The organism is Streptomyces sp. NPDC058864, assembly GCF_042742985.1.
GTDB lineage: Bacteria > Actinomycetota > Actinomycetes > Streptomycetales > Streptomycetaceae > Actinacidiphila.
In genome coordinates this window covers 23,564-38,360 of record NZ_JBHYMQ010000027.1, presented here as the reverse complement: position 1 = coordinate 38,360, position 14,797 = coordinate 23,564, and the positions used below count along the sequence as shown (strand labels likewise).

The window sequence follows — 14,797 nt, the reverse complement described above, 5'->3', positions numbered from 1 at the left end:
GGGCGGCGCCCAGTGGGACCTACCGGGCGCCGCCCCACGGCGGTGGACGGAGGCCGCGTCAGCAGCTGTAGTCGATCAGGTCGAACGTCACGTAGTGGTCGCCGGTGTAGTAGTCCTCGTCGACGCCCTGGCCGGTGACGATCCGCCGGGCGCCGCGGGTCGATGAGCCGGGCGTCTTGACCGTGTACTCGTGGTAGTAGCCGTTCGCGTGGGCGGGCAGCACGCCCTCGCGGTTCTGGAAGACCGTCCCGTCCTGGGGGTACGGGAACGGGCCGCCCTGGTCGATCAGCCGGAGCGTGGTGTAGGCCTGGGACGGCAGGTCTGAGTGGCAGACGTCACCGACCGAAGCAACCGAAGCGGCTCGGACGACGACCGCGGCCACGCTGCCGGCGGGCGCCGGTGCGGCGGTGGCGACGGCCGGGCCGCCGACGAGAAGGGCCGAGGCGAGGGCGCCCAGGGCGCCGATGCGAAGGATCCGTGGGGGGATTCTCATGGCTCCAGGATGACGCGCGTAGAGCCTGTCATGTCAACGACAATCACGGGATGTTCCCCGGGAGTTCACACCGTGCGGTCACCCCGCCGCACGGCCCGGCCTCAACGGAATCCGGAAATCACCTTCGTTGAGAAAACCTCAATGGCCGCCCGAGAACGAATGGACACCGGCGCACCTGGCCGTCGAACTCAGGACCACGGGGAGTTGTCGCGGCTGCCCGCCGACAGCACGGATCCCGACGGGGTGTGCCCGGGCCAATCCCTGCGGCTCACGCGATCGGCATCGAGGACGACTCCGCGATTCAGCCCGGTGAACCGTTGACCTGCGTCGCGACCGCCATTCTCCTGGCCTGGGGGACCGACTCCACGTTCGCCGCCCCGGAAGGGCATATACGCCGCTGGAGATGACGGAGAAGGCGAATCACGTGATGGCAGAGGACCTTCTCCGGAATTTCGTCAAAAAGCGGTGCTGAAGGCTGAATTCGCGGTTTTCCTGGGCGCGGTTCCTCTCGGCGGACGCAGAATCGGACCGGCGCTGAGGGACATCAGGACCGCGCCGTGCCGTCGGCGTCGCCGGCGCCCTCCGCCGCTTCGCGCAGGGCGTCGAGGACCGGGCGGAGCAGGGGGTGTTCCTCGGCGCCGCGGCGGACGGCCGCGAAGACGCGGCGGGTGGCGACGACGTCGTCGACGGGGCGGACGGCGACGCCGGACAGGTCCATGTCGCGCAGCGCGCTGCGCGGGACGAGGGCCACGCCCGCGCCCGCCGCCGCGAGGGCGACGACCGCGCGGAAGTCGTCGGAGGAGTGCTCCAGGCGGGGCTGGAAGCCCGCGTACTCGCAGGCGAGGACGACCACGTCGTGGCAGGGGTTGCCGGGGTAGGGGCCGATCCAGGTCTCGCCGGCGAGGTCGGCGACGCGCACGGAGCCGGTCCCGTCGCCGGCCAGGCCGTGGCCGGCCGGGAGGACGGCGTCGAAGGGCTCGGCGTACAGCGGGACGCGGGCGAGCCGCTGGTCGTCGGCGCGGGGGGCGCCGCGGTACTCGACGGCGACGGCGATCTCGGCGCGGCCGTCGAGCACCATGGGCAGCGACTCGTCGCCCTCGGCGTCGCGGACCCGGACCCGGATGCCCGGGGCGCTGCCGCCGAGCGCGGCGATGGCCGGGGCGAGCACCAGCGCGATGCCGGTGGCGAAGGAGGCCACGGTCACCTCGCCGGCCGCGCCCGAGGTGTAGGCGGCGAGCTCGGCCTCGGCGCGTTCGAGCTGGGCGAGCACCGTGTTGGCGTGGGCGAGCAGGATCTCGCCGACGGGGGTGAGCTGGACTCCGCGGCCGCCGCGCTCCAGCAGCCGGTGGCCGGTCTCGTTCTCCAGGGCCGCGAGCTGCTGGGAGACCGCGGAAGGGGTCAGGTACAGCGCGGCGGCCGCGGCGGTCACCGTACGGTGGTCCGCCACGGCCCGCAGGGTCCGCAGCCGTCGTGCGTCAATCACCCATTCATCCTGCCAGGGCATCGCGCGCGGCGATGAATGCGTCCACCGCCTTCTCGACGTCCGCGGTGGAGTGCGCGGCCGACAGCTGGACCCGGATGCGGGCCTTGCCGTGCGGCACGACGGGGTACGAGAAGCCGATGACGTAGACGCCGCGCTCCAGCAGCAGCTCCGCCATGCGGCCCGCCACCGCCGCGTCGCCGATCATGACCGGGGCGATGGGGTGCTCGCCGGGCAGGATCTCGAAGCCGGCCTCGGTCATGCGGGAGCGGAAGAGGGCGGTGTTCTCCGCGAGGCGGGTGCGCAGGTCCTCGGAGTCCTCGATCAGGTCCAGGACCTTGAGGGAGGCGGCGGCGATGACCGGCGCGAGGGAGTTGGAGAACAGGTACGGGCGCGAGCGCTGGCGCAGCAGCGCGACGATCTCCGCGCGGGCCGCGACGTAGCCGCCGGAGGCACCGCCGAGGGCCTTGCCGAGGGTGCCGGTGATGATGTCGACCCGGTCCATCACGCCGTGCAGGGCGTGGGTGCCGCGGCCGCCGGGGCCGGTGAAGCCGACGGCGTGGGAGTCGTCGACCATGACCATGGCGTCATAGCGGTCGGCGAGGTCGCAGATCTCGTCCAGCGGGGCGATGTAGCCGTCCATCGAGAAGACGCCGTCGGTGACGATCAGGCGGCGGCGGGCGTCGGACGCCTCCTTCAGGCGCGCCTCCAGCTCGGCCATGTCGCGGTTGGCGTAGCGCAGGCGGCGGGCCTTGGACAGCCGGATGCCGTCGATGATGCTGGCGTGGTTGAGCGCGTCGGAGATGACGGCGTCGTTCTCGTCGAGGAGGGTCTCGAAGACACCGCCGTTGGCGTCGAAGCAGGAGCTGTAGAGGATGGTGTCCTCGGTGCCGAGGAAGGCGGACAGCCGGGCCTCGAGCTCCTTGTGGACCTCCTGGGTGCCGCAGATGAAGCGGACGGACGCCATGCCGTAGCCCCAGCGGTCCAGGGCGTCCTTGGCGGCGGCGGTGACCTCGGGGTGGTCGGCGAGGCCGAGGTAGTTGTTGGCGCAGAAGTTGAGGACGTCGCCGGGGACGCCGCCGCCGGTGACCGAGACGGAGGCGCTCTGCGGGCTGCCGATCACGCGCTCGGGCTTGAAGAGTCCGGCCTCGCGGATCTCGTCGAGGGTGCCGCGCAGGTCGTCGCGGACGGAGTCGAACATCGGGGTTCTCCCTGGGAAGCTGCGGGTGGTGCGGTGGGCCGTGCCTCGGGGGCCGGGAGGGTCAGGAGGTCCAGTCGAGGACGACCTTGCCGCAGCGGCCGCCGGCCGCGTCGTCGAAGGCGGCGTCGAAGTCGCGGTAGGAGTAGCGGCCGGTGACCACGGGGGCGATGTCGAGGCCGCCCTCCAGCAGCACGGACATGGCGTACCAGGTCTCGAACATCTCGCGGCCGTAGATGCCCTTGATGGTGATCATCGACGTGACGATCTTGGCGAAGTCCACGGAGAAGTCCTCCGAGGGCAGGCCGAGCATCGCGATGCGGCCGCCGTTCGTCATGTTGGCGATCATGTCGCGCATGGCCTCGGGGCGGCCGGACATCTCCAGGCCGATGTCGAAGCCCTCGCGCAGGCCGAGCTCGCGCTGGCCGTCCGCGATGGTGGTCTCGGCGACGTTGAGGGCGAGGCTGACGCCGACCTTGCGGGCGAGCTCCAGGCGGTACTCGCTGACGTCGGTGATGACGACGTTGCGCGCGCCGGCGTGCTTGGCGACGGCAGCGGCCATGATGCCGATCGGCCCGGCGCCGGTGATCAGCACGTCCTCGCCGACCAGGGGGAAGGACAGGGCGGTGTGCACGGCGTTGCCGAACGGGTCGAAGATCGCCGCTATGTCGAGGTCGACGGGGACCCGGTGCACCCACACGTTGGACGCGGGCAGCGCGACGTACTCGGCGAAGGCGCCGTCGCGGCCGACTCCGAGGCCGATCGTGTTGCGGCACAGGTGCCGGCGGCCGGCCAGGCAGTTGCGGCACTTGCCGCAGACGAGGTGGCCCTCGCCGCTGACGAGGTCGCCGGTCTTGATCTCGGCGACGTCGGAGCCGACGGCCGCGACCTCGCCGACGAACTCGTGGCCGAGCACGAGCGGGGTGGCCACGGCCTGCTGGGCCCAGCCGTCCCAGGCACGGATGTGCAGGTCGGTGCCGCAGATCCCGGTCCGCAGCACCTTGATGAGGACGTCACCGGGACCGATCTCCGGCTCCGGGACGTCCCGCAGCCACAGGCCGGGCGCGGCCTTCTCCTTCACCAGTGCCTTCACTCTTGCGACTCCTGCCGGCAGACGATGTGGCCCGGCCCGCGCGGGGGGACGCGGACCGGGCAAGGGGGCCCGGGCGGAGCGGCGGCGCCCGTCGGCGCCGGCTCGCACGATGCGCCGGGCAGACAGCAATCTGCCCGGCTTCAGGCGTTCAGTCCATCGATCTTTTCTTAAGCTCGGCAACAGCGCAGCTTCACGCTCGGCCGCAAGAGTGGCGCGGGCGGTTCAGCGCGGGGTCAGCGCGGCCAGTTCCCTGGTGATCGCATCGGTGTCCTGGAACGTCAGGCCGAGGCGGGCGACGTGCCTCCAGCGCACGATGCCGTCGGCGTCGACGATGAAGACCGAGCGCTTCAGGCCGAGACCGGGCATCTGGATCCCGTAAGCCTTCACCACCGAGCGGTCGGTGTCGGCGAGCAGCGGGAAGCGCAGGTCGCGCTTGCGCGCGAAGTGCTCGTGGCTGTCGAGGTCGCTGAAGTTGATCCCCCACACCGCCGCCCCGAGGTCGCGGAAGCGGTCCAGGTCCGAGGTGTACGAGCACAGCTGCTTGGTGCACACCGCCGAGTCGTCGCCGGGGTAGAAGGCGAGCACGACGGGGGCGCCGCGCTGCGCCGACAGGGAGTACTCGCCGCGCTCGGCGGCGCCGCCGTCGGTGAGCAGGACTCCCTGGAGCGCGAAGTCGGGGGCGGGGGCGCCGATCTCGGGCACGGGCATGGCGGGTCCTCTCCTAGGGGGGTCGGGCTCGGCGGCTCTCGCCGTGCCCGGTGTCGGGAATGACGATACAGAACGTTCGTTCTTTCCGGGACGCTACGCGGTGCCGTCCGCTACCGTCAAGGACATGAGTGCCCCTCCCGCCGTTCCCCTCGTCACGTACGCCGCCGAGGACGCGCCGCCGCGTGACCGCATCCTGGCCACCGCGGCCCGGCTGTTCTACACCGAGGGCATCCACGCGGTGGGCATGGACCGGATCGTCACCGAGGCGTCCACCACCAGGGCGACGCTCTACCGGCACTTCCTGGGCAAGGAGCAGCTCGTCCTGAGCTACATCCAGGCCACCGACGAGCAGATCCGCGCCTTCACCGGGGCCGCGCTGCAGGGCCTGGGCGCCCGGGAGGCGCTGATGGGGGTGGCCGGCGCGCTCGGCGACCAGCTGTGCTCGCCGGGCTTCCGCGGCTGCCCGTTCCTCAACGCGGCCGCGGAGTACCCGGACCCGGCCGACCCCGTCTCGCGCGCGATCGTGGCCCACCGGGACTGGCTGCGGGGGCTGGTCGCCCGGCTGCTCGCGGAGGCGGGCGCCCCCGAGGCCGCCGAGGACGCGGCGACGCTGATGATGCTGCGCGACGGCGCGATGATGACCGCCGCCCTCGGCGACGCGGACGCGGTGCGCGTCTCCCTGGACCGCGCGGTCCGGCGTGTCCTGAGCTCGGCCGGGGTGGGGTGAGCCCTCCCGGCACGCAGCGTCGGCCCGTACGGCCGACGGCCTTCCGCTGCGATCGCGGCCCGGCGAGGTCCGCACCTGCGGGCCCGTGGCGGCCCCGTATCGGCCCCGCATCGGCCTCGGATCGCCCGCTCGGCGTCCACGGCTGCGCGGGCCCCGCTCCGGGCGCGGGGCAGTGCCCCGACGGCACCAGCGGGCTCAGCCGGCGTGGGTGGAGAACAGGCCGCCGGTGGGGCCCTGCTTGTCGCCGCCCTGGGCCTTCTTGAGGGCGTTGGCCAGGCCCTCGATGGTCATGGACTGCAGGATGACGCGGCCGTCGCCCTCCAGGGTCGCCAGCGACAGCCCCTCGCCGCCGAAGACGGCGTTCATGATGCCCTGCCGGTTGAGTCCGCCGATGCGCTGCACGCCGTAGCGGACTCCGTCCTCGAAGGCGACGATGCAGCCGGTGTCGACCTCGATGCGGCCGCCGAAGTCGGCGGGGTTGAGGTCGATGAAGTTGCCCGCGCCCGCGATGATCACCGTTCCGCGGCCGGTGAACTTCTCCAGGATGAAGCCCTCGCCGCCGCTGGTGCCGGTGCGGCCACCCTGGAAGGCGATGCCGAAGTCGACGGTCGACTCGGCGGCCACGAAAGCGTCCTTCTCCGCGTACCAGGCGCGCGACCCGTCCAGTTCCAGGGCACGCATCTCGCCGGGCAGGACGCCCGCGAAGCCGACGGTGCCCTCGCCGCCGCTCGCGCTGAAGTACTGGAAGGCGATGCTCTCGCCCGCCAGCATCCGCTGGCCGACCTGCATGGCCGTGCCCATCGCCTGGCGCAGCATGCCACCCATGCCGCCGCCCGCGGCACCGCCCTGGTCCTGGCGCTGGGCACCGGGACCGGCCAGCCGGGTGTCCATGCTCACGTTCGCGGTCTTGAACAGGAACTTCCCCGCCTCGCAGTAGACGGTCTGGCCGGGCTGGAGGGTGCACACGGCCATCTGCATGGCGTTGCCGACGATCTGCTGCTTGAGGGTCACTGCGGTGCTCCGGGTGGTCTCGGGGTGCTCTCGTTCAGACGGATGTACCCGACAACGAACGACCCGGACGATTCGGTTCCGCTTGCTCCTCCGGCCGCGCGGCCGGGGCGGGCGGCCGGCCTCCGGCGTCGAGGAAGCGGGCGAGCGGCAGGGTGGCGGCGCCGACCGTGACGGCGTCCGTCCCGAGCCGGCCGAGCTCGATGGAGGTCTGGGCGCAGGGGTGGTGCAGCGCGTACGCGGCGGTGGCCTCGCGGACGGCGTCGAGCAGCCGGGGGCCGATCATCAGGCCGGTCCAGCCGGACAGCACGATGCGCTCGGGGTTGAAGAGGTTGACGAGGTCGGCGATGCCGGCGCCGAGGTACTCGGCGGTCTCGTCGAGCAGCGCGACGGCGGCGGCGTCACCGGCCTCGGCGGCGTCGAGGAGGGCGGCGATCGCGGACTCCTCGCTCACTCCGGTCGGCGCGCCCCAGCGCTCGATGAGCGCCTCGGCGCCCACGTAGGCCTCCAGGCAGCCGCGGGCGCCGCAGCGGCAGCGCCGTCCGCCGACCTGGAGGGTGGTGTGGCCCCACTCCCCCGCGCTGCTGCTGGCGCCGCGGTACGGCTTGCCGTCGGCGACCACGCACGCGCCCACGCCGGAGCCGAGGAGGGCGATCACGGCGTTGCGGGCGCCGCGCCCGGCGCCGAACCACATCTCGGCCTGGCCGAGGGTCTTGGCGCCGTTGTCGATGTGGAGCGGCAGGGCGGTGCCCTCGGCGAGCAGCGCGCCGAGGGGGACGGCGTCCCAGCCGATGGTCTGGCCGTGGACGACGGCGCCGGCGCCGCCGGTGCCCTGCTCGACGATGCCGGGGACACCGATGCCCACGCCGAGCACAAGGGCGGGGTCGACGCGGGTGTCCTCCAGGACGACGGAGAGGCCGTCGAGGATGAGCTGGACGACGAGGGCGACGTCGTGGCCGCTGTCGGCCAGCGGGCGGTCGGTGGAGGAGAGTTCGGCGAGGGCGAGGTCGAAGAGGGTGACGCGGACGCGGGTCTCGCCGACGTCGACGCCGATGAGGAAGCCGTGGCGGGGGGCGACCTTGAGCATGACGCGGGGGCGGCCGCCGTCGGACTCGACGGAGCCGGCCTCCTCGACGACGCCGTCGGCGATGAGCTCGGCCACCACGTTGCTGATGGAACCTGTGCTCAGTCCGGTGTCCCTGGCCAACTCCTGACGACTGAGGGGTCCTTCGAAGTACAGGTGACGCAAGAGCGCCGAACGGTTGCCCCGCCGCAGGTCGCGTACGGTCCGCTTGCCTCGGTCTGCCATGGTGCTCCCTCCCCGGCTGAATCTATCGCTGCGCCAAGTCTTGACGCCAGGTTTTCTCAGACGTTAAATCACGCCTTGAATTAAGGCGTGACGTTCTTCACTTCCCGAAGGCACCCACCCTGGAGAGGGATCCCCGGTCATGCACATCACCCGTACCACGGCCGCCGTGACGCTCGCGGCCGCGCTCATCGCCTCCGCCACCGCGTGCGGCGGCGGCTCCTCGACCGACGGCAGCGGCAACGGCAGCCCCAAGGAGCTCACCTACTGGGCCAGCAACCAGGGCGCCAGCCTCGAGGCGGACAAGGCGACCCTGACGCCCGAGCTCAAGAAGTTCGAGAAGCAGACCGGGATCAAGGTCAAGCTCGAGGTCATCCCGTGGTCCGACCTGCTGAACCGGATCCTCGCCGCGGCCACCTCCGGCCAGGGCCCCGACGTCCTCAACATCGGCAACACCTGGTCGGCCTCGCTGCAGGCCACCGGCGCGCTGCGCCCCTTCGACGCCAAGGCGTTCGAGGCCATCGGCGGCAAGGACCGCTTCGTGTCCTCCGCCCTGGGCGCGACGGGCGCCGAGGGCAAGGACCCGGCCGCCGTCCCGCTCTACTCGCTGGCCTACGGCCTGTACTACAACAAGAAGATGTTCGCCGACGCGGGCATAGCCAACCCGCCCGCCACCTGGGACGAGCTCGTCGCCGACGGCAAGAAGCTCACCAAGGGCGGGAAGTACGGCCTCGCCGTCGAGGGCGGCAACCTCTCCGAGAACGTCCACCACGCCTTCGTCTTCGGCAAGCAGCACGGCGCCGACTTCTTCGACGCCTCCGGCAAGCCGACCTTCACCACCCCCGAGGCGGTGGCGGCGGTCAAGCAGTACATCGACTTCATCGCCAAGGACAAGATCGCGGCTCCGGGCAACGCCGAGTACGCCGCCAACCAGTCCGTCGCCGACTTCGCCACCGGCAAGGCCGCCATGCTGCTGTGGCAGGCCGCCGGCTCCTCGCTGAAGTCCCACGGCATGAAGCCCGAGGACTACGGCGTCGCCCAGGTGCCGTTCCAGGCCGCGGGCGCCTCCGGCGACACCGCCGTGAACTCCATGGTCGCGGGCATCAACCTGGCGGTCTTCAAGAAGACCGACAACGTCGACGGCGCGCTGAAGTTCGTGAAGTTCATGACCAGCGACGACGAGCAGAAGATCCTCAACGGCACCTACGGCTCGCTCCCGCCGGTCAAGGCCGCCCAGTCCGACCCGGCCTTCGCCACCCCGGACCTGAAGGTCCTCGCGGACGCGCTCGCCAACAGCGCGTCGCCGCTGCCGCAGGTCGCCAACGAGAGCCAGTTCGAGACCGCCGTCGGCACCGCGATGAAGGACCTGTTCGCCGACGCCGCCGCCGGGAAGCCGGTCACCACCGAGAGCGTCAAGGCCGCCCTCGAAAAGGCCCAGCAGCAGATGCCGGCGTCGTGAGCGTGAAGGAACCGATGACCGCCACCGTGCCGCCCGTCCGGCACAGCTCCAAGACGCCTTCCCCCGGCGGCCGGCGGGCCGCCGGGGGGAGGGCCCCGCTGTCGCGGCTGCGCCTGCCGGCGCGGCTGCGGCGCGCGTCGCTCCCGTACGTCCTGCTGCTCCCGGCCCTCGCGCTGGAACTGCTCATCCACCTGGTGCCGATGGTCGTCGGCGTGGTGATGAGCTTCAAGGAGCTCACCCAGTTCTTCATCAGCGACTGGTCGGCCGCCCCCTGGAAGGGCCTGGACAACTACCGCGTGGCGGTGGACTTCAACGCCCCGGTCGGTGAGGACCTGCTCAAGTCCTTCCTCGTCACCTGCGAGTTCACGGTGCTGGCGGTCGGGCTGTCCTGGCTGTTCGGCACCGCCGCCGCGATCCTGATGCAGGACGCCTTCCGCGGCCGCGGGCTGCTGCGCGCGGTGTTCCTTGTGCCGTACGCGCTGCCGGTGTACGCGGCGGTGATCACCTGGTCGTTCATGTTCCAGCGGGACACCGGCATGATCAACCACGTCATCCACGACCAGCTGCACCTCACCGACGGCCGGCCCTTCTGGCTGATCGGCGACAACAGCTTCTTCGCGCTCGTGACGGTGTCGGTGTGGCGGCAGTGGCCGTTCGCGTTCCTGTGCCTGATGGCCGGTCTGCAGAACATCCCGCGCGAGCTGTACGAGGCGGCGTCGATGGACGGCGCCGGGATCTGGCAGCAGATCCGCAGGATCACCCTGCCGTCGCTGCGCCCGGTCAACCAGGTGCTGGTGCTGGTGCTGTTCCTGTGGACGTTCAACGACTTCAACACGCCCTACGTGCTGTTCGGGCGGGCGGCGCCGGACGCCGCGGACCTGATCTCGATCCACATCTACCAGTCGTCCTTCGTGACCTGGAACTTCGGCTCCGGCTCGGCGATGTCCGTGCTCCTGCTGCTGTTCCTGCTCGTCGTGACGGTGCTCTACCTGCTCGCCACCTCGCTGAGGAGGAAGGATGCCTGACGTCCGCAGCCCCATGGCCGCGCCGCGCTCCTTCGTGTGGACCCGGCGGATCGTGCTGACCGTGCTGACGGCCTTCGCGCTGGCGCCGGTCTTCGTCATGGTCGTCTCGTCGCTGAAGCCGCTGCAGGACGTGCAGGGCCCGTTCCGCTGGTTCCCCAGCGGCTTCACCTTGCGCCCGTATGCGGACATCTGGCACACCGTGCCGCTCGCCCGGTACTTCGTGAACTCGCTGCTCGTGGCGGGCGGGGCGACGCTCTGCTCGGTCGCGGTGGCGATCTTCGCGGCGTACGCGGTCAGCCGCTACGACTTCAAGGGGCGCCGCTTCTTCTCGGTGACGATCCTGTCCACCCAGATGTTCCCCGGCATCCTCTTCCTGCTGCCGCTCTTCCTGATCTTCGTCAACCTCGGGAACGCGACGGGCATCGCCCTGTACGGCAGCCGCGGTGGTCTGATCCTGACCTACCTCACCTTCTCGCTCCCCTTCTCCATCTGGATGCTGGCGGGCTACTTCGACTCGATCCCCCGGGACCTGGACGAGGCCGCCATGGTCGACGGCTGCGGGCCGCTGGGCGCGCTGTTCCGGGTGGTCGTCCCGGCCGCCGTGCCCGGCATCGTCGCGGTCTGCGTGTACGCCTTCATGACGGCCTGGGGCGAGGTGCTGTTCGCCTCCGTCATGACCAACGACACCACCCGCACGCTCGCCGTCGGACTGCAGGGCTACGCCACCCAGACCGACGTGTACTGGAACCAGGTCATGGCCGCCTCGCTCGTGGTCAGCGTGCCTGTCGTCGCCGGGTTCCTGCTCCTGCAGCGCTACCTCGTCGCCGGGCTGACCGCCGGCGCCGTCAAGTGAGCCCCACCGCCCCTCAGCGTCACCCGAACGAAAGGCAGTCCGTGACCCTCGACCTCAGCGCCCTCCCCGACGGATTCGTGTGGGGCGCCGCGACGGCCGCGTACCAGATCGAAGGAGCCGTGGCCGAGGACGGCCGTGCGCCCTCCATCTGGGACACCTTCTCCCGCACGCCGGGGAAGGTCGCGAACGGCGACACCGGTGACGTCGCCTGCGACCACTACCACCGCGTCCCGGAGGACATCGGCCTGATGGGCCGGCTCGGCCTGGACGCGTACCGCTTCTCCCTCGCCTGGCCGCGCGTGATGCCGCAGGGCGGCGGGCCGGTCAACCCGGCGGGCCTGGCCTTCTACGACCGCCTGGTCGACGGCCTGCTGGAGGCGGGCATCACGCCCTTCCCCACCCTGTACCACTGGGACCTGCCGCAGGCGCAGCAGGACCGCGGCGGCTGGCCGGAGCGGGAGACCGCGCTGCGCTTCGCCGACTACGCGGCCGTGGTGGCCGAGCGGCTCGGGGACCGGGTCACGCACTGGGCGACGCTCAACGAGCCGCTGTGCTCGGCCTGGATCGGCCATCTGCAGGGCGTGATGGCCCCCGGCCTCACCGACCTGACGGCCGCCGTCCGCGCCTCGTACCACCTGCACCTGGGCCACGGACTCGCGGTGCAGGCGCTGCGCGCCGCGATCCCGCACGCCCAGGTGGGCATCGTCAACAACCTCAGCCCCTGCGAGCCGGCCTCCGACCGGCCCGAGGACGTCGCCGCGGCGCTGCGCTCCGACGGCCACACCAACCGCTGGTGGCTGGACCCGATCCACGGCCGCGGTTACCCCGAGGACATGCTGGAGCTGTACGGGGTCGAACTGCCCGTCCAGGCGGGCGACATGGAGACCATCGCCGCGCCGCTGGACTGGCTGGGCCTCAACTACTACTTCCGTGACATCGTTGCCGACGACCCGTCGGGGCCGGTCCCCCACACCCGCGCCGTACGCGTCCCGGACGTCCGCCGCACCGCGATGGACTGGGAGGTGCACGCCGACGGCCTGGAGCGGCTGCTGCTCCGGCTGACCGAGGAGTACGGCGCCCGCAAGATCTACGTCACCGAGAACGGTTCGGCGTACGAGGACCACGTCGGCCCCGACGGGCAGGTCCACGACCCCGAGCGCACCGCCTACCTGGAGGAGCACCTGGCGGCCTGCGCCCGCGCCGTGCGCGGGGGCGCCCCGCTCGCCGGCTACTTCGCCTGGTCGCTGCTGGACAACTTCGAGTGGGCGTACGGCTACGACAAGCGCTTCGGCCTCGTCCACGTCGACTACGAGACCCAGCGCCGGACCGTGAAGGGCAGCGGCCGCCGCTACGCCGACATCATCACCGCCCACCGGAGCCGCGCCCGCAGCGCGGCCTGACCTCCCTCGCCATCCCGTCTCCACCCCCCACACAGGAGATCCGCGATGCCACACTCCCCCCACGTCAGACGCCTGGTCGCCGTGCTCGCGGCGGTCGCCGCGGCGTTAGCCGGATTGGTGCTCGCCGGACCTGGGGCGGCCGCCGCCACGGCCGTCCAGGTCACCATGACCACCACCTCCGACGGCAGGACCGTCGTCCAGGGCCTGCAGGCGCAGACCCCGGCCGCCTTCGAGGCGGGCAACGGCAGCGGCGGCACGGTCATCACGGTGGACCCCGCCGCCCGCTACCAGCCCTTCGAGGGCGGCGGGGCGTCCTTCACCGACAGCGCCGCCTGGCTGATGAACTCCTCCGGCGCGCTGTCGGCGGCCACCCGTGACGCCACTATGCGCAAGCTGTTCTCCCCCACGGAGGGCATAGGCCTGGGCTTCCTGCGCAATCCGATGGGCGCCTCGGACATCGCCCGCAGCCACTACACGTACGACGACACCTGCTGCGACCTGGCGGACTTCTCCATCGCCCGGGACCTGGCCGACGTCCTGCCGATGACCCAGCGGGCGCGGCAGCTCAACCCGGACCTGAAGGTCATGGCGGTGCCGTGGTCGGCGCCGGCCTGGATGAAGGACAACGGCAGGCTGACCCAGATGGGCAAGCTCAAGCCGGAGTTCTACGGCATGTACGCGCAGTACTTCGTGAAGTACCTGCAGGCGTACGAGCAGCGCGGCGTCCACGTCGACTACGTCTCGGTGCAGAACGAACCGCAGTGCTGCGGCGCGAACAGCAACTACCCCACGATGGAGTGGACGGCGGCCACGCTGCTGGACTTCACCAAGAACCACCTCTTCCCGGCGTTCCGCGCGGCCGGGATCACCACCAAGGCGCTGATCCACGACTGGAACCACGGCGACTGGAACACCACCGGCGCCGGCCAGCTCGCCGACGCCGCCCTGCGCGGCGACCCGCTCTTCGGCGGCGTCGCCTGGCACGGCTACACCCCGACCCCGCCCAACTACGCGCTGGGCAGCACGGTCCAGAGCCAGTACCCGGGCGTGGCGCAGTACGAGACCGAGCACTCCGGCGGCACCTGGGTGGGAGACCAGCAGCTGGAGGACCTGCGGGACATCATCGGCTTCACCCGCAACTGGGCCCGTTCGTACGTGAAGTGGTCGCTGGCGCTGGACCAGGCCAGAGGTCCCCACGCGGGCGGCTGCGACAGCTGCAGCGGACTGGTCACGGTCCACAACGGGGACGCGCGCAGCGGCCAGGTCGACTACACCGTCGAGTACTACACGATGGGGCAGCTGACGAAGTTCGTCCGAGCGGGCGCGGTGCGGATCGGCAGCAACGCCACCGACCCCGTGTGGAACACGGCCTTCGTCAACAGCGACGGGCAGCGGGTGCTGGTCACCCACAACTCCTCCTCGTCCACCCAGCAGGTCACGGTCCGTGAGGCCGGGCAGCACTTCTCGTACAGCCTGCCCGCGCGCGCCACGACCACCTTCACCTGGTCCGGCGCGCCGGCCGGGGGCGGCGACGGGAACGGGGACGGCATCAGCACCTCCGCCTGGTACCAGGTGACCGGTGCCGGTTCCGGCAAGTGCGTGGACGCCAAGGACCGGGGCACCGCCAACGGCACGGCGGTGCAGCAGTGGAGCTGTGTCACCGGGCAGGCCAATCAGCAGTGGCAGTTCCGCCCGACCGACGGCGGTTACTACCGGGTCGCGAACCGCAACGCGACGGCCACCGAGCAGGTCTGGGACGTCACCGGCGGTACGTCGGCGGCGGGCGACTCCGTGCCGGTGCAGACCTGGCAGTGGTCCTCGGGCGCCAACCAGCAGTGGAAGCCGGTGCTCCAGGCGGACGGGTCGTACGTCCTCACGGCCCGGCACAGCGGCAAGTGCCTGGACGTCGCGTCGGCATCGGCGGCCGACGGCGCCCTGCTGCAGCAGTACACCTGCAACGGCACCGCCGCCCAGTCCTTCCGGCTGACGCCGGCGGGCTGACCGACCCCGCGCGGCGCCGGCGTACGAGGGAGCCGCCGGCGCCGCG

General features: G+C 71.6%; 13 protein-coding genes. 6 read left to right on the top strand and 7 right to left on the bottom strand.

Annotated features, from left to right (window positions below; genetic code table 11):
- Positions 1 to 58: 58 nt before the first annotated feature.
- The 5 genes from ACFW3D_RS21405 to ACFW3D_RS21385 form a co-directional block, all read right to left on the bottom strand.
- Positions 59 to 493, bottom strand: a complete 435-nt coding sequence (locus tag ACFW3D_RS21405; RefSeq protein WP_500505848.1) for a guanyl-specific ribonuclease — start codon at positions 491 to 493, stop codon at positions 59 to 61.
- 544 nt (positions 494 to 1,037) lie between these two features.
- On the bottom strand, positions 1,038 to 1,976 hold the full coding sequence (locus ACFW3D_RS21400; RefSeq protein ID WP_500505847.1) for a LysR family transcriptional regulator: 939 nt from the start codon (positions 1,974 to 1,976) through the stop codon (positions 1,038 to 1,040).
- 4 nt (positions 1,977 to 1,980) lie between these two features.
- A complete protein-coding gene (locus ACFW3D_RS21395) occupies positions 1,981 to 3,174 on the bottom strand; it encodes a glycine C-acetyltransferase (protein ID WP_500505845.1) in 1,194 nt (397 codons plus the stop codon).
- A gap of 61 nt (positions 3,175 to 3,235) precedes the next feature.
- Positions 3,236 to 4,264: an L-threonine 3-dehydrogenase gene (tdh, locus tag ACFW3D_RS21390; RefSeq protein ID WP_500505844.1), complete on the bottom strand. Its 1,029-nt coding sequence runs from the start codon at positions 4,262 to 4,264 to the stop codon at positions 3,236 to 3,238.
- 222 nt (positions 4,265 to 4,486) lie between these two features.
- On the bottom strand, positions 4,487 to 4,972 hold the full coding sequence (locus tag ACFW3D_RS21385) for a peroxiredoxin (protein ID WP_500505843.1): 486 nt from the start codon (positions 4,970 to 4,972) through the stop codon (positions 4,487 to 4,489).
- Between the two features lie 124 nt (positions 4,973 to 5,096).
- Here ACFW3D_RS21385 and ACFW3D_RS21380 point away from each other — a divergent pair, with 124 nt between their 5' ends.
- Positions 5,097 to 5,699 carry a TetR/AcrR family transcriptional regulator gene (locus ACFW3D_RS21380; RefSeq protein WP_500505842.1) on the top strand — a complete coding sequence of 201 codons (603 nt, stop codon included), beginning with the start codon at positions 5,097 to 5,099 and terminating at the stop codon, positions 5,697 to 5,699.
- 195 nt (positions 5,700 to 5,894) lie between these two features.
- Here the strand turns inward: ACFW3D_RS21380 and ACFW3D_RS21375 are convergent, their stop codons facing one another.
- Together ACFW3D_RS21375 and ACFW3D_RS21370 are read right to left on the bottom strand one after the other, a co-directional pair.
- Entirely contained in the window at positions 5,895 to 6,710 is an 816-nt protein-coding gene (locus ACFW3D_RS21375; protein WP_089222846.1) for an AIM24 family protein, read from the bottom strand.
- A gap of 34 nt (positions 6,711 to 6,744) precedes the next feature.
- The gene (locus ACFW3D_RS21370) at positions 6,745 to 8,016 is read right to left on the bottom strand and encodes an ROK family transcriptional regulator (RefSeq protein WP_500505841.1); all 1,272 of its coding nucleotides are present in this window, start codon (positions 8,014 to 8,016) and stop codon (positions 6,745 to 6,747) included.
- 139 nt (positions 8,017 to 8,155) lie between these two features.
- Here ACFW3D_RS21370 and ACFW3D_RS21365 point away from each other — a divergent pair, with 139 nt between their 5' ends.
- The 5 genes from ACFW3D_RS21365 to ACFW3D_RS21345 are packed head-to-tail and all read left to right on the top strand — an operon-like array spanning position 8,156 to position 14,751.
- Entirely contained in the window at positions 8,156 to 9,472 is a 1,317-nt protein-coding gene (locus ACFW3D_RS21365; protein WP_500505840.1) for an ABC transporter substrate-binding protein, read from the top strand.
- A gap of 14 nt (positions 9,473 to 9,486) precedes the next feature.
- A complete protein-coding gene (locus ACFW3D_RS21360) occupies positions 9,487 to 10,497 on the top strand; it encodes a carbohydrate ABC transporter permease (RefSeq protein ID WP_500505839.1) in 1,011 nt (336 codons plus the stop codon).
- Positions 10,490 to 11,350, top strand: coding sequence for a carbohydrate ABC transporter permease (locus ACFW3D_RS21355; protein ID WP_499514741.1), 861 nt, complete (start codon positions 10,490 to 10,492; stop codon positions 11,348 to 11,350). The genes ACFW3D_RS21360 and ACFW3D_RS21355 overlap by 8 nt, the downstream gene beginning before the upstream one ends.
- 41 nt (positions 11,351 to 11,391) lie before the next feature.
- Positions 11,392 to 12,750 (top strand): GH1 family beta-glucosidase, encoded by a 1,359-nt coding sequence (locus ACFW3D_RS21350; protein ID WP_500505838.1) that lies wholly within the window; start codon positions 11,392 to 11,394, stop codon positions 12,748 to 12,750.
- A 45-nt stretch (positions 12,751 to 12,795) separates the two neighbouring features.
- Positions 12,796 to 14,751 carry an RICIN domain-containing protein gene (locus ACFW3D_RS21345; protein WP_500505837.1) on the top strand — a complete coding sequence of 652 codons (1,956 nt, stop codon included), beginning with the start codon at positions 12,796 to 12,798 and terminating at the stop codon, positions 14,749 to 14,751.
- Positions 14,752 to 14,797: the final 46 nt, after the last annotated feature.